Source organism: Gottfriedia acidiceleris, assembly GCF_023115465.1.
Taxonomy (GTDB): Bacteria; Bacillota; Bacilli; order Bacillales; family Bacillaceae_G; genus Gottfriedia; species Gottfriedia acidiceleris_B.
This window is the reverse complement of sequence record NZ_CP096034.1, coordinates 3126222-3151695: the sequence shown is the minus strand read 5'-3', so window position 1 is coordinate 3151695 and position 25474 is coordinate 3126222. Positions and strand designations below refer to the sequence as shown.

Below are 25474 nucleotides of genomic sequence, written 5' to 3'. Positions count from 1 at the left end.
AGGATGGTGTTATCATTGTAATTGAGGTGAATATACAATGAATTATCTTCAAGAACAAAAGCATCATTATGGGGTGTATTTAAGGATTTCAAAAGAGAAGGATAAACAGGATACCTTCGAGAATCATATGACAATTGTTAAGCAGTATATGGAACAAGGTAATCATACTTATGAAACTTTTAATGATATTATAAGTGGTAAAACAATAGAAAGACCAGAATTAAACAACCTACTAAATAGACTAGATGAGTTTACAGCAATATTTGTAATCCATTTAGATAGAATTAGTCGTAATGGTGAATTAGGATTCAAAGTAAAGCAATTACTCAAAGGATACCAATTACCATTACATACACCTTACCAGAAATTAGACTTATCTATTCCAATGGATAGTAAGATGTATGATGATTCAATATCATCAGCAGAATATGAACGTAATACAATGTCACTTAGAAGAAGATACAATATGAAAACTCGTATACAAAGAGGCGAATGGATTGGAAGTAAAGTTCCTTATGGATACATTAGAAATGCAAGTACAAGACGATTAGAGGTTGATAAGACTAAAGCAGAAACAATAAGACTTATCTATAAGCTGTATTTAGAAGGTAATGGAACTCAAGCAATCCGAACCTATCTCAATCTAAACAAAATTCCTACGGTAACAGGAACAGGACAATGGATTATCATTACAGTACGCAAGATATTATCAAATCCTGCTTATAGAGGCGATACAGTATTCAAAGAATGGCATGAAGTGATAGAGAAATCTAAAGGCTTCATGGAACCAAAGAACCGTGTTAAAGAAGAATTTTATATTCCTAATACGCATGAGGCAATTATCAATCCATCAGAATGGGATAGAGTTCAATCAATGATGGAATCTAAGACTAAGCAATTAAATATTAGGGAACGTAAAGCAAGAGATATATTACCATTGAAGGACTTATTAGTATGTGCCATAGATGGCTGTAAAATGGTTTATACTAAGATTTCTAAAGACAGTGATAAATATGTCTATAAAAAATGTAGAGGTGAAACGTCAACTAATGGTAAGTGTCAAAATGCAGGTATTGATGAAATGATAGTTAGAACGGCAGTATTGGATGAATTAAAAAAGCATAAAGATAACTACAAGCAGTTATTACAGCAGATGCTTAATAATGATTTCAGTAGCATTATAAATGATAAGCAACAAACACTATCACAGTATGAAAAACATTTACATCATGAACAAGTACAAAAGGAAAGACTTTTAGATTTAGCTTTACAAGGCTTATTCACATCACAGGAGATTGCTAATAAGAAGGCAGAGATTGAGAGTAATATAAATATACTAGAAGGCAAAATAAAAAGCCTACAGAAAGATTTAGAAGCTACGGATGTAACTAATATTCAATCACAATATGAAAGATATGTAGATGTATTGGATAATATCGAGAAAAAACCTACAGCGGAAATTAATAAGAAACTTAAGACCATTATCAAGTGCATTAGATATAGCAGGATAATGCCCGAAGATATTGCAAAGCTAGGTGTAAAAGTGGCAAAGCGTAAGTATTATCCATTTAAAATTAAAATTGAATTTATTGACTAGGAGAGAACTTTTCTCTCTTTTTTTGTGGTTAATATTGTTAAAATCTATGTTAAATTTGATACACACTTTAAAGTAGAAACCACCAAATTCTAATTAATAGCTGACTGTTAGTTGTTAGGGGATTTATAGGTCTTTAAGTGCGTGTGATTTATTAACTCCACCTCTGGTCCATAAGAAATACGGTAAGTCATTCTATCCTTACCAACCAAAACGTGGTGTCCACCATCGTCAGGTTCAATTTCAAATGTAATTTCCAATATAAAGCTACGGAAGTGAAGTAATCTTTTTGTTTCAATCACTTCAATGTTCTGTGGACTTACTTGAGGAGAAAAGTCCTTTAAAATCTTTGGATGATAGTATTTATCCAAATCTTTTCTGATATAAGGCGTTAGCATATTCATAAGCATATCTTGTAATCGAAGTTCTTCGGAATCTTGATTTGGTTTATCTGCTGAAGCGGTTGATGTGTGAAAAAATATAATCAGAAGAGTGGATAGTATAAAAGCAGTCTTTTTCATCTTTTTTTGTACACCTCTTTACGAATATTTAATTGTATTATTACCTATTCTGAATAATGTATTTACTTATGTAACTAAATCATTAGATAGTTGAACAACGATGGGCTGCTTTAATTTAATTTTCTAACTAGCAGGATAGTTCAATAAGAATGCAAGTTCTTCATTTGGAGAAAATACCTACCAATATAGTAGAAAGTAGGTATTAAATTTGAGGGAAATCGCTTTGATTAGCTGTCTGATTACTTTTATAACATTATCACCTGTTAAAGCTGAAACGGATAATTCACGTTATGAAATGATGCTTGAAGATATAATTTATACATTTTTATCCCCATTAGAATCAAAAGCAATTAATGATTATTTTGGAGATATGTACCTATCTCATTTTTGTAAAGTTGTAGAAGTTAAGACGAAGCCAGAACAAGCATACAGATATGAAATAATTTATCAATTTGTCACATATGAAAGGGCAATAATGCCTCCATACCACCTGTTTACTTTGACGGTTGAAAACAAATCTCGAACAGATTGGATTATTAAAAATATAAATGTAAGAAAAATAGCCGAGAATGAAGATTACACAAAGATATGTAGAAAACCTATGATTATACAGTAATCAAACAAGATATATATATAAGGAAATTCAAGTGTAAGGTGTTACTATTGGTTAGTAGTATATTTTTATTTATAAGATAACCGTGCATCGGATCGATGCACGGTTAGTTATTTATTCTTTGTTAAAATTGTAATCGGACAGTTTAGCAGAAATCTTTTTAATTATTCGGCTGTATTGATAAGGTTCAATTTCGACAGCTTCACATACTTCATTTTTCTTTAAATTAGGATACATATGCATTACTTTTAGTAATTGGCGTTCCTGTTCCGTTAGCATCTCATTATTTAACATATCTTCTTTAACCATCACCTGTAGTTCTACATTCATGGATGTATCTATAATCGTATCCTTTTTCTTCTTTTCTTGAATAGCTTCTAAACTTTTCATGCTTCTTTCAAATTGTTTTTGATTAGATGTGTAACGTCTTGTAACGTCAATACTTCTATACTTCAATAATGGTTTAAATGATTCGTAAAAGTAATATGAAGGATGTGGTGGAACGGTTTGAACGTGTCTAAATAATTCTTCAAGATATTCATTGAGAAATTCACCTTCAGGGATTCCATACTGTTTGAATTTCTTAGCATACCATTTAGCACTACGGTTTAAATCACCTATTAGCACGTCATATAAAGGTTGTAGGTTCAGTTCCTTACGTGATTCCCAATATGCCATTTCTACTTTTAATATAAAATTAGCTTTCTTTTCACCGTGATAATTATTTAAGCGTTCCAAGTGGGATTCAGCTACTAATCTACTTCTAGCTTCTTTTCCCTTAGTAGTAAATAATGTTTTCATCATTGTACTTCATTCCTTTCCTAGTCCAGCGATTGCTTCATATACTGAACAGGTAAAAAATGAGTTAACAGACAAATATTTTTTATTTATTGCTAGGAATTTAATTACACATACGGATACAATACTGTAAAACATTAACGGGAATACTTATAGTATTACTGTATAATGTACAGCCACCAGCAGGAACTACTTAATTAAACTATCTAAATATCTATAAATCAGTATTAAAAAATGGGTGAATTTAAGTTGCAGTGAAAACAAGTAATTAACTGTGCGATTATGATCGCACGGATAATTAAAAGTATCTACACAGCAAAACAGCACCAAACACAGGGAACGCATGAGTGACAGAAACAGCATGACATTATCCAGCAGTACAAAAAAAGAACCTGATATAATCAGATTCCCTACAGTACGAACGTATCTAACACATTATCCTTTTCATCTTTATTTATACCTATATAACGTAATGTAATAGCTGGTGTAGAATGATTCAATATATCCTGAAGAATAGCTACGTCTTTAGTTTTCTTGTATAAGTGATAGCCAAAAGTTTTACGCATCGTATGAGTACCAATAGCCTCTAATCCAGCGAATTCACCAGCCTTTACAAGCTGTCTGTATGCTTGAATTTCAGATATGGACTTATCACCTTTACGACTAGGAAACAGCCATTCTGAAGCATTCTGAACAGCATAGGCATACAATTCTTCATATATACTCATTAGATTTACTACACGCTTCTTCTTAGTTTTACCTTCCTGTATAGTTAGTTCCTTACGCTTTTTTCCTTTTAACTTCACTATATCAGCAGTTTTCAACTTCAGAATATCACTAACACGTAATCCTGTATTGATTCCCAATAGGAACAGCATATAATCACGTTCTGAAGCGTGGCGTTTTAATGCCCACTTCATACTGTCTATATCCTCTATAGTTCTTATTGGCTGTACATCTATTATATGTTCCTTAGTCATTATGTATCGTTCCCTTCAGTATTATCAATGTTTTGAATGTATACTTTTATTAAGATGTTTTTATATTATCTTAAATACAAAAGGAAATCAATAAATACAATGAATTGAATGTAAACTTTTATGTAAATGTATACATTCGGATGTGTAGCTGTATTTGATTATTAATATTCAACATTACATCAGGACACCTACCCACTGGGTACGCGGTGCATCCATATCTGAATCAAGCCATTTAAAAAAATTTGAAATACATTTTTATTATGCGATTTTAAAAAAATGATAGCTGAAGTTATAACAAGTAATTACCTGTGCGATTATGATCGCACGGATAATTACAATTAATAAAATAATTTTTACTGGCTTATCTTTATCATATTTTATGAGTAATAGGTGTAAGGGAAGTTTATTAATTTTCTTTCCTTACTTAGTCCAATTTCACCTCTTGGACAAGGCATCTTTACTTTAGTTTTTTCACTTACCTATTCCACAGAACATCAGCGTTCGGTTTGCTGGTGTTCTTTTTTATTGGAATTTTACTCATAAATTATGACAAAGGAATTGATATAAATTGAACGGTCAAATGTTAAAAAAGGTTAGATTGTTTTTACAAGTTAGTCAGCAAGATATGGCTGAACTATTCGGAATAGACCAATCTACTTTAAGTAAAATTGAAAATGGATTACTTCCAATAACACCTGTTAGACAAAACAGGATTTTCAAAACACTACAGCAAAAGTACGGAATCACTACAGTTCAATTATTAGAATTAGAACAGGCAATAAAGAAGGTGAACCAACGGAATGAAAGAGGAATTAGATTCTAGAGATAGTTTTCTAGTAAATGAGTTTTTCCAATCGAAGTTAAAAGGTGAAGGCATCCGTGATATGTGTAAAAGGCTGAAAATAAGTCCGAACACGTACTATAGTAAGATGAAAGAACCTAATTTCCTAGTTGAATATAAAAGGTTGCAAAAAGAAGAATTTGGATTTGATGTAGAAGATAACTTAGATGTTATTAGACAAAATGTAATAGCTAATGCAACTAAGCAAGGTGCATCAGAAAAGGCAATTGAACAGTTCATGAAGCTGATGGGTATAGATTCATTACTTCAGGAACGTAAGGATAGTAAAGATGAATGGTTAAAAGAAGCATTCAGAATGAATCCACTATTTGAAGTATCTATGTTACTTGCTGATACGGACTACAGACAAGTAATTACTGAAGGTGATACGACACGTACAGCAGATTTAATTAATTCATTAGTTAATTTAGGACTAGAATTTTATTGTGCTATTAAAAAGATAGATTCAAGTGAATTCTACACAACTAAGAACGTTATAGAAGAATATGCACGTGCTGTAATTAAAGATGATTCATGTTCAGTTATAGAAGGTGAAGAACTTGAAGAACTTATTGAAGAAATTGAAAAGAAACTGGGGAAAAGGTGATTCTATGAAGCCTATAGAGGAAGTAAAGAAGATACTAGATGATAGTAATAGATACAAAGAACAGTTAAAGCATGATGTAGTTCAGTTAAATGAAGAATATTCAACTATCAATATAAGGCTTTACGATGCGAAAGATAAGCTATCTAAAGAGATAAAGCTAAAGGAAGCATTCCAGCCTAACGAAGTTAAACGATATATGAAATTGGTGAAATCTTTACAGGAAGAAGTATCTGATAAAGGAAAAGAAGTTCAAGAAGCGATGGAAGAACTAAGATTCATAGATGAAAATACTGTTAATCAGGTCAAAGAAGTATTACCAGCGTTCTTATCTGAATTTGAATCAGTAGAGAAGGACACTAAGAAAAAGCTAGAGGAACTACAAGAACAGTATGTAAGAGGATTAGTAGAGTGTACTACTAACTACACGAATCATTTAAGAACTTACCAGGATTATTTATTGCTGATTCAAGCTAGTAAATCAGCTTTTAAAGGTGAAATGAAATCACAAGCTGATTTAAGATTTACACCCGTTCCTGAAAGATTGCAGATTGATGCACTCTACAACTATCACAAACAATAAATGAATGGAGAATTAAAGATGAAAGACGAACCTGTGTTTATGACTTTATCAAGAGGATATGACCAACAGAAAGAACGACACGCTGAAATAAATCTAGGCAACGGATTAGCAGTTACTGATGAAGAAGCGTTAAATGGAACTAGCAGACAAAAGTTAGCTGGTGCTTATGATGTGATTACTAAAGCTGAAGATTTTAAACGTGAGTATGACCATATGTATGAACAAGAAAAAGCAAAGTACATCGAACAACGTAACCAATTAGAAGAAGCAAAACGAGTCAAAACAATCAAAGAAATGATAAAAGCAGATTTAGATAGAGAATTTGAAAACAAATAATTGTATGAATGAATCAACTTTTAATCACGATCCGATTCGAAGAATCGGATATGATTACTTGTTTGATTCTTTTTTATTGAAAGGCGGTGAATTAAAGATGCAAGAAACACGTGAATTAATGTATGAAAAATTTATTAAAGATGAACTTGAAGCGTTAGCTACAACTACAGGTATTGATGCAATAACTCTTAAGAAATTCTTCTTAGGAATGGCAGATTTACAACCTGTATATTTAGAAGCAGTAATTACAGAGTTAAATAAGTAATAGCTGATATTGTGCCAATCAGCTATACTTCACCTCAAAATACAAAACTAATAATGCCTATAAAAGCCTGTTACAGCGATTTAAAAAGTAGTTCACGGATAACCGTACTACTCGATTGCTGTAACAGGCTTCTTTTTTTAAAAAAATATAAAGTTCTTTTTCAGTTATAGTGTACCTCGTTCAATTAATGGAAGTTTAGTTCAATAAGAAAAGGATTTTTTTGATGTTTTATTGAATTAAATAATTAAATAATTAATTAATTACATTTGTTGAGTAAGTTTTCAAAGGAGTTAAAATTCATTGGAAAAGAATATTAAGAAAGAAAATCAATCTAACAAAGCACCACTGTTGTGTCTTCTATTTATCTTTCTCATAAACGTACATACGTTTGAAGCCTTTCAGGATGGTGGATTAGAAAAATTATGGTTCACGGTTCTTACATTACTTTGGATATATATAGGTTTTATCATTCAAAAATCAAAATGGTTAATATTTTTATTCATTATTACTTTATTAGGCATATTTATATGGGGGATTTTATTGTTTAGTTAAAAAAATTTTGAACAAAAGAGTTAATTAGTTTTTAACGAATTATCCTATTATCAAGAAAAACTATTAGGAGGAAAAATATGTATTTATTATCAGGAGATGTTACGGGCAAGATTACAGAAACAACTGAAATCTACGACCCTGTGATTGCTTTTGCCCCAATTGTTTTTTGGATAATAGTTATTGGCATTATAACTATACTAGGATTCCTTTTAAAAAGAAGAATTAGAAATCAAGCTAAAAACAGACAATTACTACAAAATATAGAATATAAATTAGATAAATTACTTGATGTTCTTGAAAAAAAATCTACATAAGCTTGTGTAACTAACGCATGCTTTAGTTGAACAATGAATGACTGCTTCGGCAGTTTTTTTTATTCAACATAATGGCAGGATAGTTAAAAGATTGAATGCTTTGAAAAGTATAAAGTCTAGAAATCAGTTGAATATTAAATAAAAAATGGAGATTTTTAAATGAAAAAAAAAATAGCGTTTACTACTTTCTGTTTAATGTTTTTATTTTATTCAACTGCTTCAGCACATGGAGAAATTGCAAATCATTTATTTAGTAGCAAGACGGTTAGTTTTAAAGGAGTCGACAATAATTGGGAAGTTATACACGAAATGACTTTGGCGGGAACTGATATCTTATATCAAACAACTATAAAATATAAAGGAAAATATGATAAAGATTTAGTTAAATCAAACTCGCACTATTTGATTAAATATAATCATGGAACAATCGGAGGTGAAACTTTTTTATTAAATCAATCTGGTGAATTTCATGGTAAAAAAAGAGAGTGTGGTGGATGTGAGTTCCTTGATAAGGAAAAAGAAGTATATTATGAAATTTACTGGAAAGATAAAATAGATAGCATTGTATTAAGAAGGTTAGATATACAAAATTAAATAATTTTCTTACACAACTAAAACATGCGTTAGTTATATAAGAATCGTCTTTTGACGGTTCTTTTTTTGTAGATACTTTTAATAAACCGTGCGATCATAATCGCACGGTTTATTATCTGTTTATAATAGAAGCAATGGTAATGACAAATAGATACATTATCCAGTTATTTAATTAGTCGATGCGTTACAGTTGCGACTATATTACGGTTTTCAGTACTGGTAATTTTTTAAACGTAGTTATGTCTGAATTTCGTTCTTGACCTGTTTAATACATGAAGCTATTAAACAGATAGGAGATTAGTGGATAATGACAGCTATGAAGGAAACACTAAAAAAAGAAAAGATAATAGAAGTAAGAACGGAAGTAAGAACAATTAATGGTTATACTTGTACTATTACTACTGTTGGAGAACCTAATTTTAAATATTTCATTCAATCACTTTTAAATAGAGAATCAGAATAAGAGAAGTTGCCAATGTGGTAGCTTCTTTTTTTTGTATTAAAACAATTAATTCTGTATATTGGGAATATAGCCAAAATAAAAATATCGATAATAATAAAATGATGACCGAAACTATACAGTATATAAAAAGTTATGAACTAGAAAAGGAGAGTGCTGTATGATGCAGAAAAAGACTAAAAAAATAGGCGATGGAAAAAGAGTCATAAACTTTCTCAAGCCTCATAAAAAATGGGTATTTGCAGATTCCTTTGTAATTGCTTTAAGCCAAGTTTGTGCAGCTCTAATACCAACTTTAGGAACTGGCTGGTTAATTGATCATATTATTCCTAATCATGACAATACACTACTATGGGGATTAATGTGGTTGCTTGTTATTGCAGCAATTCTTGATTTAATTTTAATGGTTATTGATGAATATTTTTGTCATCATGTTGCTAAGTCGGTTACAAACTGGCAAAAACTACGCTTATTTAAGCATTTGCAAATTCTACCTTATTCATATTTTCATCAATCTAAATCTGGTGAATTATTAGCACGGGTTTCTGATGACCCAGATACACTGCATAACTTTTTAGCATGGGAAGGCTCTACTTTTATGGCTTCTGTGCAAGGAGTATTTATATATAGTATTGTCTTACTTTGGATTAATCCTTATTTAATGATTACGAGTGTTGTTTTAGGTGTTTTATTTTACTGGACTTCTAATAAAGTCGGGGCTCGTACTAGAATTGCTTCGGCTAAAGCTAGAACTGAAGCGTCTCGTTATTTAGAAAGATTACGAGAATCAGTTACAGGGATCCAACTTTCGAGAATTCTTGGTGCAACGGATTATGAAATTCAAAGTGTTGCAGATATCCGTAAGTCATTTATGAAGGAATCAATTATCGAATTAAAAGCAAGAATGCAATCAATTGTCGTAATCGGTAGCTATAATGGATTTGCTTTAGCTGCTGTCTATTTTATAAGTGTTTTACTCATTTCAAATGATCAAATCACAACGGGACAAATGTATACGGCAGGGGGACTTGTGACCATTGCGGCTAATGAAATTCAAAGAATGCTAAGAAACTGGCTATCAGTACGGAGAACTGGTCCAGCATTAGATCGTTCTGAAAAATTATTAGCTGAAGAAGTTTCGGAATTCGAAGTGCAAGAAGGTGAAAAATTAAATTCTGTTAATGGGTTAATTGAATTTAAAGATGTTAAATTCGCCTACCCAACGAAGGAAGAATTTGTGTTAAATGGATTGTCATTTCATGTCAAACCAGGAGAAGCAGTGGCCGTAGTAGGACCAAGTGGCGCTGGGAAATCAACAATTGTAGATTTATTATTAGGTTTCTATCCGTTAAATAATGGAACAATAGAAGTAGATGGTTTACCAATTGAAAAAGCAAATGCAAAGTGGATCAGAGATGCAATCTCATTTGTTTCGCAAGATGTACAGCTAAGAAATGGTAGTTTAGCTGATAATATTCGTATAGGAAATGAATTAGTGTCAGATGAAGAAATGATTCAGGCTCTAAAAGATAGTGGATTATCAGACTATCTAAATTCATTACCAGAAGGATTAGAATCATCAATAGGTGAACGAGGGGCATTATTATCAGGTGGTCAAAAACAAAGATTATCATTAGCAAGAGCTTTAGTTAAAAACTCCCCTATTCTTATTTTAGATGAAGCAAGCTCGGCTTTAGATCCGATTACAGAGTTGCAAATAAATGAAGCGATTCAACAGCGAAAATCAAAACAATCTGTCATCGTCATTTCACATCGATTATCTACCGTATTAACAGCGGACAGAATCGTTGTACTCGAAAATGGGAAAGTAGTCGAAGAAGGTACGCATCATTCTTTATTAGAAAAAGATGGCGTTTATTCAAGATTATTTAAAAGAGAAGCAGAAACCGGTGAAAATGTAATTAGTGTATCGTAAAAAGATTAAAAAGGAGTGTAAGAATGACTAATATTTCAATAAAACTTTACGAAACAAAAGAAGAGTTAAGAAAAGGCTTTGAAGTATTAAAACAACTTCGTACCCACTTAAATGAAGAGTCATTTTTTAATCTGTACGAAGAAATGCAAAAACAAGGATATCAATTATTTGGGTTAGAAGATCAAGGAGTGCCGGTTGCAGTCGCTGGAATTAGTATATTAACCAATTTCTATAATGGTAGACATATATTTGTTTACGATTTAGTGACGGATGAAAGTAAACGCTCAAATGGATACGGTAAGAAATTACTAGATTTTATTTCTGATTTTGGAAAAAGAAATGGATGTCAATTAGTAACACTACAATCCGGTGTCCAAAGATTGAATGCGCATCGTTTTTATGAACAGAAAATGGAGTATAAAAAGTTATCTTATTCATTTAGTAAAAATATTGAATAAGTATAAAAAGCCCTAATTTTATTTAGGGTTTTTTTTATAATTTAGTTTTGATATTTTATATGAAAAGGAAGAGGGGGGCTCGCTATTTTGAAACTTTGATGTCGGTTCTGTATTCCGCCCTACCTTATTACAATAAGAAATGATGCCTCAAAACAAATGATGGACATTGTATTGAGACACATTTTTTATTCTAAAGTTTTAAAATTTTAATACCAAAGCTGTTAAGTGTAAACTCAGTATTATATGATTCTTTTTTATTTGTTAGAACATTTATTATAGTTTTACCAACCAATAAATCAGGTGTTTTAACGGTAATTTTTTTAGGATTATTACTTAAGATAAAAATAAATGTATCATTATTAAATATTTTTGAATAGACAATGACGTTTTTATCGTTATTTACTTCGATAAAGTTAAATGAACCGACACTACCGATTGCATTATATTTTTTTCGAAGTTTTATTAATGTTCGGATATAGTTAAATAGTTTACGATCTTGACGTTCTTCATCCCAAATCATACATTTACGACAGTCTGGGTCTTGTTTACCCGTCATGCCGATTTCATCTCCATAATAAATACATGGAGCTCCTGGAAATGATAGCTGAAATGTGTATAAAAGCTTTAATTTATCAATATTTTCGTTACAAACTGTTAAAACACGAGAAGTATCGTGACTTCCAAGTAAGTTAAAAGCTACTTCATTAATATTTTGAGGATACGAATGAAGTACTTCACTAATAATATTCGTAAATTTTTCAGCATTAATTTTATCCTTTGCAAAGAAATCTAATGCTCCATTTGTAAAAGGATAATTCATTACCGCATCAAACTGATCTCCAAGAAGCCAAGACATTGAATCATGCCAAATTTCTCCTAAAATATAAAGTTCAGGATTGATTGCTTTAATTTCTTTTCTAAATTCTCTCCAAAATGCGTGATCTACTTCATTTGCAACATCTAATCGCCAGCCATCAATCTTAAATTCTTTGGCCCAGTATTTACCAACCTTTAATAAATAGGATTTAACTTCAGGATGCTCAGTATTTAATTTTGGCATTGAAGGTACAAAAGCAAATGCATCATAGTTAGGCAGCGGATCAGTTACAATGGGGAATTCTTTTAAATGGAACCAGTCCTTGTATTTTGATTTATCTTGGTTTTTTAAAACGTCCTGGAAGGGTTCAAAGAAATAACCACTATGATTAAACACAGCATCTAACATAACTTTTATATTTCTTTTATGACACTCATCTACTAATCTCTTAAACGTTTCTTTCGTACCAAATTGTGAATCAATTTCCATATAATCAATTGTGTCATATTTATGATTTGAGAATGCTTTAAAGATTGGGGTAAAGTAAATTCCATTAATTCCTAATTCTACAAGGTGATCTAAATGATGAATAACTCCTTCAAAATCGCCCCCAAAGAAATTGTTTGTAGAAGGCTCTTCACTTTCCCATGCTAATACACCATCAGGATTGATTGATGGGTCTCCGTTCGCAAAGCGCTCTGGGAAAATTTGATACCATACTGTTTCCTTTGCCCAACTTGGTGCTTTAAATACATCTATTTCGTTTAAGAATGGAAAGCAGAAGTAATAAGCTGTATCGTCTGTTGGAATTTCTTCATAAAATCCTCTTTCAGTATATGTAATCGTTTCATCTAAACTACTAATCTCAAAACCGTATCGTAGTCTACGAAAAGGAGGTTTAATTTCTATAAACCAATAATCGAATAATTCTGTACTACCACTCTTTTTCATTTCTGTCTTATTAATTACCCAAGCCCCATCTTTCCAATCATATGGATCACCATGTATTAAATTAACAGAAGTTATGTCATTTTTTTTTGTACGTAAACGTATATGAAGCGTTTCGTTATTGTAAGCGTATGCATAGTTGTTTTTAGGGCGGTGATAAATGGATTCCTTTAACATAATGCTACCTCCATTTCGTAATTTAGACAATCGTTTGCCTAAAAAAAGAGTATAATTAAACGTTTTCAATGTCAATTGTTTTCAAGACTTATTTATTTAAATATTCAGTTTAATAAATGTAGAATGTGTGTTAGAGTCTAAAAGAAAAGTTAATTTATAGGAGATGAAAAATTGATTAGACGCTTTTTTAATAACCGCTTTAGTTTAAAAGGTATATATGGAACAAAAGATAATAAACTAATTTTTGTTTTCATTCAATGTATATTAGTAGGGTCACTAATTGCATTTCCACTAGTTTTCCAAATTGTACAAACAGATTCGGAGAGACTAAGTGAAAGAGTATTCGCACCATTTTATGAAAATAAAGAATGGCAAAACGAAGTTCCTAATTGTAGTTTTAATAAAAAGTTGACTTGTTCTATTGAAAAAACGAGAATCATAGATAATAAAAACGAACGACTTGTAATAGATCCTAATGATCGATTTGTATTAAATGATAAAGAGAAAATAACAATAATCTTAGGAAAAACACAAATCCATGTAAATGTTTTAGGATTTGATTTATATGGAGTATATAATAGTCAACTAGTCGATGCATTTAATCTACAAAATTATAATCAATTATTTATCGGAGTTGTATCAAGTGTAAAAATGCAAGCAGTTGCAATAGCAATGCAACTTTTATATCCAATTACGATTATAACAAATATTATATTTATTGCTATTGTAGCTTTGATGTCTTTGTTATTTAATATTGGAAATTCAATTAAATTGACTTATAAAAAATTTTTTTCGTTTCTAGCTTATTCAGCTACCGTACCAGCAATATTTGCATTGATCGTTGGAACAATGATTTCAATGGCTTTTGTATATATCATATTTAACTTCGGTTTTATTTTATTTAGTTATTACATTTACAGAAAGTATAATAGAGTAGCGTAAATGCTTTAAGTAGGAAGGGAGACTAGAACAGGTCTCTCTTTTTTGTTTGAAAAAGTAGACTTCATAAAAAAGCTAGATTTGAGCACTTGGATTTAAACTTTTTAAAAAAGTTTAAATATACAAAATAGTTTGACAATAATTTATTAGTAGATTATTATAAAGTTGTGAAAACGCTTGCTATATTTTATGAAAAAAATAATCTTGTTAGGGGGAAACCAAAATGAAGCTAAAATCGATGTTTGCTGTATTTGCCACGGTAAGTTTAAGTTTAGGTGCATTAACTGGTTGTGGTACTTCAAAGGAAACTGCAAATACTGCAAAAGAAAAGAAAGACGATCTTCCATGGGACGAACAAGCAAAAGGTTACAAGATGGAAAAGGATGTACTTAATGGTAAAGAACCATTAAAAGTGTGGCTAGATAACGATGATTATGCAAACGGTATCATTCAAGCATTTAATGCTAAGTATCCAAAAGTAAAAATTGAGTATGAAAAAGTTGGTGCTGTAGATACTCGTGCAAAAATGGAACTTGATGGTGAAGCTGGATTAGGTGCAGATGTTTTTGTTCAACCTCATGATGGGATCGGTGCATCTTTAGAATCAGCAATTATTGGGCCAATGGGACGATACACTGATCAAATTAAAGATCGTTTCTTAGATGCTTCCGTTGGAACAGTGATGAAGGACGATCAAGCATACGGCGTACCAATTTCAACGGAATCGGTTGCACTTTTCTATAACAAAACATTATTAAAACAATTAACAGGTTCAGACACTGCTCCTACAGACTGGGATCAAATTACTAAATTAGCTAATACATATAATAACAAAAAGAAAAATCAATGGACAATTCGTTGGGAAGCAGGAAATTCTTACACGAGCTATTTCTTCTTATCTTCTTATGGTTATGACTTATTTGGTAAAGACGGTAAAGATGCATCTCAAATTGGCTTTGATACACCAGAAGCAAAAGCAGCTCTTGAGGCTTTAAAAGCTGCACGTCAAATCTGGGATGTAAACTCAGCGGATGCTACGAATGATACAACAACTCTTGAATTTGCTAAAGGAAAAACACCATTCTTAATTACTGGTCCTTGGGCAATTGCTGATGTGCAAAAAGGTGCTGACAAAAATAAATTTGAATTTGGAATTGCTAAACTACCAAAAATTAATGGTCACCAACCAATAACGTTCTCAGGTAACCAAATTGCAAACGTATCTTCTTATTCTAAACATCCAGCGGCTGCGCGTATATTTGCAATGTTCTTAGGATCTAAAGAAGGCGCTGAAGTTCTTTATAAAACAACTGGAAAATTACCAGCTCTTAAGGAACAATATGCAAGTGAAGTTACTGGATTAGGCGAAGATGAATTGCTTAAAGGAGTTGCAGCTCAAGCTAAATTCTCAAAACCAATGCCTTCAATTCCTGAAATGGCTAACTGGTGGGATCCTGCTAAAAACATGATTGTTAACGTATGGGATGGCTTAATGTCTCCGGAAGAAGCTCAAAAGAAAGCTGTTGAAGATTACGAAGCTTTACAAGCAGGAAAAAAATAATGCATTAACATGCAGCCTCTCAAACAAAATGAGAGGCTGTATTATCAACTAATTATGCAAGCGATTTCGAAAATTTGCATAATTTGAGATAATGAAACATTATAACGAAGATTTTAGTGCCGAATTTTGGTGTGAGAAGGGGAGATATAAGTATGGAAGCGGCTAGAGTTATTGAACATCAGCCTAATTTACCTAATAAAAAGTCGAATAAGATGAACCCATCACTACCTGCCTTTCTCTCTGTTTTGATTTGGGGATTAGGACAAGTAGTCAATAAACAATATTTAAAAGGTTTGTTCTTTTTTACAATTCAACTCTTAGTTGTAGCCATTGAAGTGTTAACAGGTCATTACAGTAATCTTTCACAGGGGTATTATTTAAGAGAAAATGGTGGTTTTTTTATTAAAGGCTTTTGGGGATTAGTGACGTTAGGTACACAGCCCCGTACGATGGGAATTACAGGATTAACGGAAGGCGATCACTCAATTGTTCTATTAATAAATGGAATAATTGCAGTCATTTTTATTTCTATTCTTCTAGGAATCTATTATTGGAATATTAAAGATGCTTATAAAGTAAGAAAGATATTTAATGAAGCAACTATACTGCAAACTTCAAAAGAATATCTTAGGGATTTATGGGATGGAATGTTTGAATTTATTGTATTAATACCATCGATTATTATGCTAATATTTATATCTTTAATGCCAATTATCTTTGGAATATTAATTGCTTTTACAGATTATAATAAATTCCACTTGCCGCCTACTAAATTAGTAAACTGGGTTGGATTAGAGAACTTTATTAACTTATTTAGCCTACCAATTTGGACTCATACATTTACAGGGGTATTTTCTTGGACGTTTGTTTGGGCAATCCTTTCTACTGCTACATGTTTCTTTGGTGGTTTATTCATGGCAGTAGTCATAAATAGTAGTCTAGTAAAAGGTAAGAAATTCTGGCGTACAATCTTTATTTTACCTTGGGCGATTCCAAGCATGATTTCTCTTCTTGTATTCAAAACTTTGTTTAATGGTCAATTCGGACCAATCTCACAATTTTTAGTAAATATCGGTTTGTCAGATGAACGAATTAATTGGTTTACAGATTCTAGCCATCCTAATGTAGCTAGAATAACAATTATTGTTATTAACTTATGGCTAGGATTTCCATACTTTATGGCTTTAATGACAGGGGTAATGACTAGCTTAGATAAAGAAATATATGAAGCTGCTAAAATAGATGGGGCATCAAAATCTCAGGAATTCTGGAAAATTACTTTCCCCTTAATAATAGCAGCAACAGCTCCATTGTTAATTATGACATTTGCAATGAATTTTAATAACTTCAATGTCATCTATTTCTTAACTGAAGGTGGACCAACCAATCCGAATTATCAATTTGCAGGATCTACTGATATTCTTATAACATGGATTTACAAATTGACCCTTGATAATCGTATGTATAATATGGCTTCTGTCATGTCCATTCTAATATTTTTAGTTATTGGATCAATTTCTGCGTGGAACTTTACTCGTACAAAGCAATTTAAAGAGGAGGAGTAAAATGTCTACTAATACACAATTAAATAGAAAAAGATTAAACTTTGGAAGAGCATTATTAACGACTTTAATTTATTTATTATTAACTTTAATTGCTCTAATTGTTTTATTTCCAATTATTTGGATATTGGGATCATCGTTTGGTGAATCAACTGGGCTCGCCAATGCAACACCTATTCCAAAAAATCCAACAATAATCCATTACCAAGAATTATTTGAGAAGACAAAATTTTCTCTATGGTATTGGAATACATTAAAAATTGCTTTATTAAATATGGTTCTTTCAATCTTCTTATCTACATCAGCTGCATATGTTTTTTCTCGTTTTAAATTTAAAGGAAAAAAATTTGGTATGATTGCAATGCTAGTTCTTCAAATGTTCCCTTCGTTTATGGGGATGATTGCTATTTATATCTTATTCTTAAACTTTGGACTATTAGATAATCATTTAGGACTTGTATTAGTCTATGCAGCTGGACAAATTCCTTTTAATACGTGGTTAATAAAGGGATATCTAGGAGCTGTTCCGAAGTCACTTGATGAATCAGCGATGATTGATGGGGCAACGAAAACACAAGTGTTCTTTAAAATAATTCTACCATTATCAAAACCAATTTTAACTTTTGTTGCGTTAACCCAATTTATGGTCCCTTGGATGGATTTTATTCTGCCACGTTTATTAATTAGCTCAAATGAAAAGAAAACACTTGCTATTGGCCTGTTTGATTTAATTAAAGGACAGACGAACCAGAATTTTACAATGTTCGCAGCTGGTGCAGTGTTAGTAGCAGTACCAATCACAATTCTATATGTAGTACTTCAAAAATATGTCATCCAAGGTGTCACTGCTGGAGCGAATAAAGGTTAATCAATTTTTTACTTAATAATAATTCAAAAAGAGTGGGGTCCCTGTATCTCACTCTTTTTTTTCAAAAGAGGTTTGAAGATGATAAAAACAATAAATATACTTGTTGCTATATGTTGCATTTCTTTTCTTGTCGGTTGTACAAATCAAACGGCATCAAAACCTATTGTCCCAATTGAAGAGAAGAAAATTAAGAATTTTAAAATCAGTCATACATTTACTGAAAATATTCGTACTTGTTATTCACTTTTTCCTATTTCATTTTCAGATTCTAATCATGATGGATATGGGGACCTAAAAGGGATCGAACAAAAATTAGATTATTTAAAGGATCTGGGAGTTCAATGTATTTATCTTAATCCGATTCACCCTTCTCCTTCATATCATAAATACGATGTATTAGATTATTACGCAATTGATCCGAAATTTGGTACAATGCAGGATTTTGATGAATTACTAAAATCAGCTAAAGATAAAAATATAAAAATCATGATGGATATGGTTTTTAATCATACATCCATTCAGCATCCATGGTTTAAAAAGGCTATAAAAGGTGAAGAGAAATATAAAGATTACTATATTTTTAATGATGGAAAAGATAAAGCATTTCCTTTAAAAGGACCATGGTATCGTGCTGGAAAAAAATATTATCATGCTTCTTTCTGGGAAGGAATGCCTGACTTAAATTTAGATAATGAGAATGTAAGAAATGAAATATATAAAATTGCAAATTACTGGCTAGATAAAGGTGTTGATGGCTTTCGTTTAGATGCTGCAGCAATGGGATTTGAAACAAGTGAATACAAACGTGGTACAAATGTATTAGGTAAAAATATTAATTTTTGGAAGGAATTTACCTCTAATGTAAAAAAGAGAAATCCAGATGCATTTGTAATCGCAGAAATGTGGAAGCCAGTATATGATCAAAAAAGATATTATGAATCTTTTGATTCGATGTTTAATTTTGAAGGAGCTGATCAAATAATTCATGCTGTAAAGACTGGAACCGCGTTTGACTTTTATTCGTTCTTTTCAAAAGAAATTGAAGGGAAAAAATTAAAGGATGGACAGCGTTTCATCGACTCAATTTTTATTAGTAATCATGATCAAAATCGTGTTGCTAGTCAATTCAATGGTAATATTGATCAAGCAAAGTTGGCAGCCAGTATTTTTCTTACAATGCCAGGAATAGCATATATTTACTATGGTGAAGAATTAGGGATGTTAGGTCAAAAGCCAGATGAACAAATTCGTGAACCATTTAAGTGGAATCATAATTTAACAGATGGTACAACAAAGTGGGAACCAATTAGTTTAAATAAAGATTTAAAGTCAGAAGAAGAGCAAAGTAAAGATCCAAATTCAATGTTTAATCATTACAAAAAACTAATTTCAATTAGAAATAAGAATGAAGCATTTGGTATTTTTAGTGATTTTAAAGATGGACCATATAATATAGATTCTAGCCTTTCGTATATAAGAGAAAGTGCAAATCAAAAGATTTTAGTTATTCACAATATCGATTCTGAACCATTTAAGCTCGACCTAAAAGAGACGGTAAAGAGTAAGTTATTCATGAATAACGCTTTCATTCATCATTCAAGAGTGATCATAAATGGGTTTGGAACAATTATTCTTGAAATTCAAAAATAAAGTTGTTAGACTTTTTTGACTCTGTAAATGTTATCATTAGTGTATCCTTACTTAATGTTATTTTAATGAAAGATCGAGCTAGAAATGAGGTTATTAGGATGGGGATTACAATAAATGAGGTAGCAAAAGCTGCTGGTGTTGCACCTTCTACTGTTTCACGAGTAATTTCAGATAGTCCACTTATTAGTGAGCGTACAAAAAGAAAAGTAAAAAGAATTATGGAAGAGTTAGGTTATCACCCAAATATAAACGCAAGAAATTTAGCAAATAAATCATCACAAACATTAGGTATTGTCATGCCTAGTTCAGCAAGTAAGGCATTTCAAAATCCTTTTTTCCCTGAAGTAATTAGGGGGATTAGTTCTACTGCTCATATTAAAGATTATTCACTTCTAATTTCAACTGGTGAAACGGAAGAACAAATTCTTGAAGCAGTTGAAAAAATGGTAATGGGTAAACGTGTGGATGGTATTATTTTACTATATTCACGTGAAAATGATCCAATTATTCAGTATTTATTAAACCAGGAATTTCCGTTTGTACTTGTAGGAAAACCGTATCAAAATGTTGAAAGAATTACTTATATTAATAATGACAACTATGGTGCCGCTAGAGAAGTAACTAATATGTTTATTCGAAAAGGTCATACGAAAATTGCTTTTGTTGGTGGGAGTAGAAATTTTCTTGTCACTCAAGATCGATTAAACGGGTATTGTGACGCAATGAAATTAGCGGATTTACCGCTTTCCACTGAATACATTTTCCATGATGATTTCTTATTCGAAAGCGGAAAAGTATCGATTGATCATTTAATGTCTCTAAAAAACCCACCAACAGCAATTGTAGCAGCAGACGATATTATTGCATTAGGAATATTAAGTTCACTTGCAGAACAAGGTATACAAGTACCTGAACAGATTTCAATTATAAGCTTTAATAACTTAGTATTAACGAAACTAGCGACTCCAAGTCTTTCGTCAGTAGACGTTAACATTTTTCAATTAGGCAATGAAGCGACTAAATTAGTCATTGATAAAATCCAATCAAATGATTCACTTTCAAAAAGTGTCGTCGTGCCATATCGAATTATCGAAAGACAATCTAGTATGAGTTAAAAAAATTCATTTCAAGACGAAACTTAAAACTAGATACTGTACAATGAATGAAAAAGGACTACTGTTTTCCGCAAAAGGCAACAATCAAATGAATGAGAGTACTTTTTCGATTTTATCGATAAAGTTTCAAGGGTATGAAAAGGACTGTCTGATAGTCCTTTTTTTACATTCAATATTGATTACCAATGATTTGTGTTCGTTTAATAGAATGTACAGATTAAATCTGTGTTCATTCACTATGTATGTGATTTTTTATTAATTCAACAACATCTATAAGGTAATTACTTTCATGAGAAACAAACTGATTTTTATCTACTGATTTTTGAATTGGAATTTTTTCCTCTGTTTCAGTAATTTGAAAACCATCAACTTCAACTGTATCTCTTAATCCATGTGCGAATTGATAAAATTGATTAAAATTAGCTTTCACTATGCCTGAAACTTCTTCTTTTTGTAGATTGAAATCAGTAAAAGGTTGATCGCTTTTTAGTAAAAAAACATGACTCAATTCTTGATCATTAATCGTTTCTAAAATGATCGAATTTTTAATAATGCCAAGAGGGATGACATCTTCCATTCTTACTTCTATTCCAAGTTCTTCTTTTACTTCTCTTAATCCATCTTCAACTGTTTCAGTAGATAATAAATGACCAGCAGCAGTAATATCAAATAAATTTGGATAATCTTTTTTTTGATGACTACGGATTTGAAAATAGATAGAAGCTTGGTTTTTTACTATACTAATTAACCAGCAATGAAAAGTTTCGTGCCATAATCCCTTTTCATGTACTTCACTTCGAGAGGCTTCTCCTATATGATTACCAGATTCATCGAAAACCTTAAGTAATTCTTCTTTCATTTAACTAACCACCTTGTATTTGATCTATGAACCATGTACTTCATTATAAAATAAATTTTGTCTGATTAAAGCATAATTGTGATTGTTGAAAATAAATGGTATAAATTCATATTATTAAAATATATAAAAACCGCGGTATTCTTTAAGGCTGCCGTAATTTCTAGGGAATAGCGTGAAATATGGGTTTAGCAAGCTTGACAAGAAATGCGAATAATCACTTTACGAGTTAACTATTTTCTGAAAAGTTTACATTCATCCATAATTAGGTTAATTTAGTATTATATATTTGTAAAAGTTTGTCCTTATTGAGTAATGGTATAATTTGTAGACACTTTCACAAATGACTTCATTAAATTAAAATTATTAGGTGAATTGAAATGAGAATAGCTTTTTTTGACTCAGGAATTGGTGGGTTAACTGTCTTAAATGAGGCACTGGAAAAATTACCAAATGAAGATTTTTTATATTTTGCTGATACTCTTCATGTTCCTTATGGTACAAAGTCGAAGGAAGAAGTAAGTGCATTTGTAAAAAAGTCTGTTGAAATGATTATTAAAGAAGATGTAAAAGCACTTGTAATTGCATGTAATACGGCGACTAGTATTGCAGTAAATGAATTGAGAGAAATGTATGATTTCCCAATTATCGGTATGGAACCAGCTGTAAAACCAGCTGTTGAAATGAACAGAACAACTGGTAAGAGAGTATTAGTTTTTGCGACGCCACTTACGTTAAAGCAGACAAAGTATAATGAGCTTATATCTAGGGTGGACGATCTAAGTATTGTAGACTCATTGCCTTTACCCGAGCTTGTTCATTATTGTGAGGAATTAAATTTTGATGAAAATTTTATGATTGATTATTTTAAAAGTAAACTTTCATTATTTAATATTGACCAATATGGAACAATTGTTTTAGGTTGTACTCATTATCCATTTTATAAAAACATTTTACAAAAGATTTTACCTGAAGATGTTCAAATTGTTGATGGAAGTAATGGTACGGTAAAAAGATTAATCCAACTACTTGGAGAAAATGGCCAATTAAATGAAACTGGTCAAACAAATGTCAAATTTATGTGTTCGAATAATGACATAGAATATATTGAGAAGACAAAACAGGCGTTAAGCTACTTACAAAATGAAAGATAAGAGGTAAGCTAAATTTTAGCTTATCTTTTTTATTAATAGGGGGAGGTTGTATTTAATTGGTAAAAATTATTTTTACGAAAATTTAATAATTAATTGACAAGGTATTTTTTCAACAGCATGAAAAATGGTGCCCTTTATAGGCACCATTTTTTATTTCTTCAATTTTAAAACAAGTTCTTCATCAGGTGTTACATAAACTGTATTGTTTTGTTCATATATGACAAAACCTGGTTTGGAACCATTTGGTTTTTTAACATGGCGAATTTCTGTGTAATCAACAGGGACTGAGCTTGATTGACGTGCTTTACTAAAATATGCAGCAATAATAGCTGCTTCTTTTATTGCAGTTTCACTAGGATCCTTAGCACGAATGACAACATGGGAACCCGGGATATCTTTTGTATGAAACCAAAGCTCGTCTCTACTCGCAAGTTTATTTGTTAAATAATCATTTTGTTTATTATTTTTACCGACTAATAATGGTTCACCCGTAGTAGAGATATATTCATCTAATGTTACTTTTTGTTTGTTAGACTTTTGGGCTTTTTTCGATTTTTTCTTTTTTATATAACCCGTTTCCACTAGTTCTTCTCTAATTTCTTCTAAATCGCGTGGTGAAGCAGACTCGATTTGCTGAATAACTGTCTCTAAATAATCATTTTCTTCTTTTGTTAATTTAATTTGTTCTTCAATATGTGCAACTGAATTTTTAAGCTTAGTATATTTGGTGAAATAAGCTTGTGCATTTTCAGAAGGAGTTTTTAATGGCGATAAAGGAATGACCACTGTAGCACCATTTTCGTCATAGTAATTAATTACTTCAATTTCTTTCATACCTTTTTGTACTGCAAACATATTTGCAGTAAGCAATTCGCCTTGTAACTGAATTTTATCTGCTTTATCAGTATCTTCAAGACTTTTGTGTAACTTTTTAATTTTTTTCTTGTTTTTTGTCAGTTCATTTTGTAACAGTTTTTCTAAATCTCCGCTTTGTTGTTTTACACGGTCTCGTTCAGCTTTACCAAAGTAATAAACATCTAATAGCTCACTTAAGCTGTCGAAAATAGTTTGTTCACCTTGTAAGTGAGATAAATTTATGAAATAAAACAGTTCTCTCGATTCTAAGCGGAAAAGTGAAGGAGTAAACTTTTTTAATTGTATTTCATTCATGATTGTTTTAAACGAATTATACACATCTTCTTTTCCATTATAGACAATTTCATTTGCGAGTAATGGAGAGATTCCGGAGAAATGTTGAACAATTGCTTCGGATGGTGATTGATCACTTTGAGTAATCATTTGATTAAACTCCTCTTTGGAAGTGACATGAAATGGATCATGTTTTTCTTGATTAGGAGGAGAAATATAAGTAGCACCGGGTTGTACGATTCGATGACGATTAACAGCCATCGGAACATGCTTTATACTGTCTAATATTATTTGTTTTTCTTCATCAATTAAAAGGATATTACTATGTCTACCCATTAGTTCAATGATCAATGTTCGGTATTGTTCATCGCCAATTTCATTTCTACTACGAACTTTAATGGTAACGATTCGTTCATGTTCTAACTGCGTAATGCTTTCAATGATCCCACCATTTAAATGTTTTCTTAAAAGCATTGTAAACATTGATGGTTCTGATGGAGTATCATAGTTTTGATTTGTAAAATGGAATCTTGCGTAACTAGGGTGAGCGCTTAATATTAGTTTATAATTGGCACCATTTGCTCTCACAGTAAGTAGTACTTCATAGTTACTTGGTTGTACAATTTTTGATATTCTTCCAGTTGTTAGTTTAGAAGCTACTTCGTTTGTCATAGCTCCTGTAAAAAGTCCGTCAAAAGACATATGTATCACGTCCTACTCTTTAAAACACTATTTTTAAAATTAATATTAAGATAAATGTGAATTAATATCTTATAAAGAGAACGTTGATTTTCACTGTAGGATGCCTGTTTTCCATGGGGCGTGAGTTGAGACTGCTCGTCGCGTTTGCTCCTGTGGGGTGGTCTCAACCTTCCCGCATATCCCCTAGGTGTCGAGCACCCTTTTAGTTCCAATCAACTTCTCTAAATACTATTCAAAATATTAAATGAAACTATGTTTATTTAAGTTTTCCCCCTAATTATGAACCTAAAGTTCCAATTAACTTCTAATTACATTCAATATATTTCTTAAATCAACATAATTCTTAAATTAGCTCATATCCATTAAATAAACAATCAAGAAATTTCTCATGGAATTCAATCATACAATATCTTGATTAGTCTTGTCACAGTTCTATTAGTTAAAAGCTAGATTTATTTTCATCATTATATCATTTATTTGGACGAGTCTGAATATGCTTTTATGAGAGGTAAGGGGGACAACTTACC

26 protein-coding genes are annotated in these 25474 nt (G+C 31.3%); 20 read left to right on the top strand and 6 right to left on the bottom strand.

Going from position 1 to position 25474, the window contains the following annotated elements; genetic code table 11:
- Positions 1–37 precede the first annotated feature (37 nt).
- On the top strand, positions 38–1597 hold the full coding sequence (locus tag MY490_RS14955; RefSeq protein WP_248266424.1) for a recombinase family protein: 1560 nt from the start codon (positions 38–40) through the stop codon (positions 1595–1597).
- Between the two features lie 107 nt (positions 1598–1704).
- Here the strand turns inward: MY490_RS14955 and MY490_RS14950 are convergent, their stop codons facing one another.
- The gene (locus MY490_RS14950) at positions 1705–2115 is read right to left on the bottom strand and encodes a DUF3888 domain-containing protein (protein ID WP_248266423.1); all 411 of its coding nucleotides are present in this window, start codon (positions 2113–2115) and stop codon (positions 1705–1707) included.
- 208 nt (positions 2116–2323) lie between these two features.
- On the opposite strand from MY490_RS14950, the gene MY490_RS14945 reads away from it, so the two are divergent.
- The gene (locus tag MY490_RS14945) at positions 2324–2731 is read left to right on the top strand and encodes a DUF3888 domain-containing protein (RefSeq protein WP_248266422.1); all 408 of its coding nucleotides are present in this window, start codon (positions 2324–2326) and stop codon (positions 2729–2731) included.
- Positions 2732–2842: 111 nt separating this feature from the next.
- Here the strand turns inward: MY490_RS14945 and MY490_RS14940 are convergent, their stop codons facing one another.
- Together MY490_RS14940 and MY490_RS14935 are read right to left on the bottom strand one after the other, a co-directional pair.
- Complete coding sequence (locus MY490_RS14940) at positions 2843–3532, bottom strand: hypothetical protein (protein ID WP_248266421.1); 690 nt, start codon at positions 3530–3532, stop codon at positions 2843–2845.
- Positions 3533–3936: 404 nt separating this feature from the next.
- Positions 3937–4506 (bottom strand): tyrosine-type recombinase/integrase, encoded by a 570-nt coding sequence (locus MY490_RS14935; RefSeq protein ID WP_432707012.1) that lies wholly within the window; start codon positions 4504–4506, stop codon positions 3937–3939.
- 568 nt (positions 4507–5074) lie between these two features.
- On the opposite strand from MY490_RS14935, the gene MY490_RS14930 reads away from it, so the two are divergent.
- The 11 genes from MY490_RS14930 to MY490_RS14880 all read left to right on the top strand — a co-directional run bounded on the left by MY490_RS14930 (position 5075) and on the right by MY490_RS14880 (position 11449).
- Entirely contained in the window at positions 5075–5329 is a 255-nt protein-coding gene (locus MY490_RS14930; protein WP_248266420.1) for a helix-turn-helix domain-containing protein, read from the top strand.
- Complete coding sequence (locus MY490_RS14925) at positions 5307–5954, top strand: hypothetical protein (protein ID WP_248266419.1); 648 nt, start codon at positions 5307–5309, stop codon at positions 5952–5954. The genes MY490_RS14930 and MY490_RS14925 overlap by 23 nt, the downstream gene beginning before the upstream one ends.
- Positions 5908–6534, top strand: coding sequence for a hypothetical protein (locus MY490_RS14920; protein WP_248266418.1), 627 nt, complete (start codon positions 5908–5910; stop codon positions 6532–6534). Before MY490_RS14925 ends, MY490_RS14920 begins: the two co-directional genes overlap by 47 nt.
- An 18-nt stretch (positions 6535–6552) precedes the next feature.
- The gene (locus tag MY490_RS14915) at positions 6553–6870 is read left to right on the top strand and encodes a hypothetical protein (protein WP_248266417.1); all 318 of its coding nucleotides are present in this window, start codon (positions 6553–6555) and stop codon (positions 6868–6870) included.
- Complete coding sequence (locus MY490_RS14910; RefSeq protein ID WP_248266416.1) at positions 6857–7135, top strand: hypothetical protein; 279 nt, start codon at positions 6857–6859, stop codon at positions 7133–7135. The genes MY490_RS14915 and MY490_RS14910 overlap by 14 nt, the downstream gene beginning before the upstream one ends.
- Positions 7136–7435: 300 nt before the next feature.
- Complete coding sequence (locus MY490_RS14905; protein ID WP_248266415.1) at positions 7436–7687, top strand: hypothetical protein; 252 nt, start codon at positions 7436–7438, stop codon at positions 7685–7687.
- A 77-nt stretch (positions 7688–7764) separates the two neighbouring features.
- A complete protein-coding gene (locus MY490_RS14900; RefSeq protein ID WP_248266414.1) occupies positions 7765–8001 on the top strand; it encodes a hypothetical protein in 237 nt (78 codons plus the stop codon).
- A gap of 159 nt (positions 8002–8160) precedes the next feature.
- Positions 8161–8595 (top strand): hypothetical protein, encoded by a 435-nt coding sequence (locus MY490_RS14895; protein ID WP_248266413.1) that lies wholly within the window; start codon positions 8161–8163, stop codon positions 8593–8595.
- A gap of 307 nt (positions 8596–8902) precedes the next feature.
- The gene (locus MY490_RS14890) at positions 8903–9058 is read left to right on the top strand and encodes a hypothetical protein (RefSeq protein ID WP_248266412.1); all 156 of its coding nucleotides are present in this window, start codon (positions 8903–8905) and stop codon (positions 9056–9058) included.
- A gap of 157 nt (positions 9059–9215) precedes the next feature.
- A complete protein-coding gene (locus tag MY490_RS14885; RefSeq protein ID WP_248266411.1) occupies positions 9216–10991 on the top strand; it encodes an ABC transporter ATP-binding protein in 1776 nt (591 codons plus the stop codon).
- Between the two features lie 23 nt (positions 10992–11014).
- Positions 11015–11449 (top strand): GNAT family N-acetyltransferase, encoded by a 435-nt coding sequence (locus MY490_RS14880; protein ID WP_248266410.1) that lies wholly within the window; start codon positions 11015–11017, stop codon positions 11447–11449.
- 190 nt (positions 11450–11639) lie between these two features.
- Here MY490_RS14880 and MY490_RS14875 read toward each other — a convergent pair whose 3' ends face one another.
- On the bottom strand, positions 11640–13391 hold the full coding sequence (locus tag MY490_RS14875) for a glycoside hydrolase family 13 protein (RefSeq protein WP_248266409.1): 1752 nt from the start codon (positions 13389–13391) through the stop codon (positions 11640–11642).
- 171 nt (positions 13392–13562) lie between these two features.
- Between MY490_RS14875 and MY490_RS14870 the strand changes: the two genes are divergently transcribed.
- The 6 genes from MY490_RS14870 to MY490_RS14845 all read left to right on the top strand — a co-directional run bounded on the left by MY490_RS14870 (position 13563) and on the right by MY490_RS14845 (position 21086).
- Entirely contained in the window at positions 13563–14333 is a 771-nt protein-coding gene (locus MY490_RS14870; protein WP_248266408.1) for a DUF1189 family protein, read from the top strand.
- Positions 14334–14553: 220 nt separating this feature from the next.
- Positions 14554–15891, top strand: coding sequence for a sugar ABC transporter substrate-binding protein (locus tag MY490_RS14865; RefSeq protein ID WP_248266407.1), 1338 nt, complete (start codon positions 14554–14556; stop codon positions 15889–15891).
- Between the two features lie 152 nt (positions 15892–16043).
- Positions 16044–17456 (top strand): carbohydrate ABC transporter permease, encoded by a 1413-nt coding sequence (locus MY490_RS14860; protein ID WP_248266406.1) that lies wholly within the window; start codon positions 16044–16046, stop codon positions 17454–17456.
- A gap of 1 nt (position 17457) precedes the next feature.
- The gene (locus MY490_RS14855; protein ID WP_248266405.1) at positions 17458–18321 is read left to right on the top strand and encodes a sugar ABC transporter permease; all 864 of its coding nucleotides are present in this window, start codon (positions 17458–17460) and stop codon (positions 18319–18321) included.
- A gap of 78 nt (positions 18322–18399) precedes the next feature.
- Positions 18400–19971 carry an alpha-amylase family glycosyl hydrolase gene (locus MY490_RS14850; protein ID WP_248266404.1) on the top strand — a complete coding sequence of 524 codons (1572 nt, stop codon included), beginning with the start codon at positions 18400–18402 and terminating at the stop codon, positions 19969–19971.
- 98 nt (positions 19972–20069) lie between these two features.
- A complete protein-coding gene (locus tag MY490_RS14845) occupies positions 20070–21086 on the top strand; it encodes a LacI family DNA-binding transcriptional regulator (RefSeq protein WP_248266403.1) in 1017 nt (338 codons plus the stop codon).
- Positions 21087–21315: 229 nt separating this feature from the next.
- Here the strand turns inward: MY490_RS14845 and MY490_RS14840 are convergent, their stop codons facing one another.
- The gene (locus MY490_RS14840) at positions 21316–21945 is read right to left on the bottom strand and encodes an NUDIX hydrolase (RefSeq protein WP_248266402.1); all 630 of its coding nucleotides are present in this window, start codon (positions 21943–21945) and stop codon (positions 21316–21318) included.
- Between the two features lie 377 nt (positions 21946–22322).
- On the opposite strand from MY490_RS14840, the gene murI reads away from it, so the two are divergent.
- On the top strand, positions 22323–23096 hold the full coding sequence (murI, locus tag MY490_RS14835; RefSeq protein ID WP_248266401.1) for a glutamate racemase: 774 nt from the start codon (positions 22323–22325) through the stop codon (positions 23094–23096).
- A gap of 150 nt (positions 23097–23246) precedes the next feature.
- On the opposite strand, the gene MY490_RS14830 is transcribed toward murI, so the two are convergent.
- A complete protein-coding gene (locus tag MY490_RS14830; protein WP_248266400.1) occupies positions 23247–24947 on the bottom strand; it encodes an Rqc2 family fibronectin-binding protein in 1701 nt (566 codons plus the stop codon).
- Between the last annotated feature and the right edge of the window lie 527 nt (positions 24948–25474).

Coding starts and splice junctions, on each gene's coding strand:
- MY490_RS14955 (WP_248266424.1), top strand. CDS start 38: ATGAATTATCTTCAAGAACAAAAGCATCATTATGGGGTGTATTTAAGG.
- MY490_RS14950 (WP_248266423.1), bottom strand. CDS start 2,115: ATGAAAAAGACTGCTTTTATACTATCCACTCTTCTGATTATATTTTTT.
- MY490_RS14940 (WP_248266421.1), bottom strand. CDS start 3,532: ATGATGAAAACATTATTTACTACTAAGGGAAAAGAAGCTAGAAGTAGA.
- MY490_RS14935 (WP_432707012.1), bottom strand. CDS start 4,506: ATGACTAAGGAACATATAATAGATGTACAGCCAATAAGAACTATAGAG.
- MY490_RS14925 (WP_248266419.1), top strand. CDS start 5,307: ATGAAAGAGGAATTAGATTCTAGAGATAGTTTTCTAGTAAATGAGTTT.
- MY490_RS14915 (WP_248266417.1), top strand. CDS start 6,553: ATGAAAGACGAACCTGTGTTTATGACTTTATCAAGAGGATATGACCAA.
- MY490_RS14900 (WP_248266414.1), top strand. CDS start 7,765: ATGTATTTATTATCAGGAGATGTTACGGGCAAGATTACAGAAACAACT.
- MY490_RS14895 (WP_248266413.1), top strand. CDS start 8,161: ATGAAAAAAAAAATAGCGTTTACTACTTTCTGTTTAATGTTTTTATTT.
- MY490_RS14890 (WP_248266412.1), top strand. CDS start 8,903: ATGACAGCTATGAAGGAAACACTAAAAAAAGAAAAGATAATAGAAGTA.
- MY490_RS14885 (WP_248266411.1), top strand. CDS start 9,216: ATGATGCAGAAAAAGACTAAAAAAATAGGCGATGGAAAAAGAGTCATA.
- MY490_RS14880 (WP_248266410.1), top strand. CDS start 11,015: ATGACTAATATTTCAATAAAACTTTACGAAACAAAAGAAGAGTTAAGA.
- MY490_RS14875 (WP_248266409.1), bottom strand. CDS start 13,391: ATGTTAAAGGAATCCATTTATCACCGCCCTAAAAACAACTATGCATAC.
- MY490_RS14865 (WP_248266407.1), top strand. CDS start 14,554: ATGAAGCTAAAATCGATGTTTGCTGTATTTGCCACGGTAAGTTTAAGT.
- MY490_RS14860 (WP_248266406.1), top strand. CDS start 16,044: ATGGAAGCGGCTAGAGTTATTGAACATCAGCCTAATTTACCTAATAAA.
- MY490_RS14855 (WP_248266405.1), top strand. CDS start 17,458: ATGTCTACTAATACACAATTAAATAGAAAAAGATTAAACTTTGGAAGA.
- MY490_RS14850 (WP_248266404.1), top strand. CDS start 18,400: ATGATAAAAACAATAAATATACTTGTTGCTATATGTTGCATTTCTTTT.
- MY490_RS14845 (WP_248266403.1), top strand. CDS start 20,070: ATGGGGATTACAATAAATGAGGTAGCAAAAGCTGCTGGTGTTGCACCT.
- MY490_RS14840 (WP_248266402.1), bottom strand. CDS start 21,945: ATGAAAGAAGAATTACTTAAGGTTTTCGATGAATCTGGTAATCATATA.
- murI (WP_248266401.1), top strand. CDS start 22,323: ATGAGAATAGCTTTTTTTGACTCAGGAATTGGTGGGTTAACTGTCTTA.
- MY490_RS14830 (WP_248266400.1), bottom strand. CDS start 24,947: ATGTCTTTTGACGGACTTTTTACAGGAGCTATGACAAACGAAGTAGCT.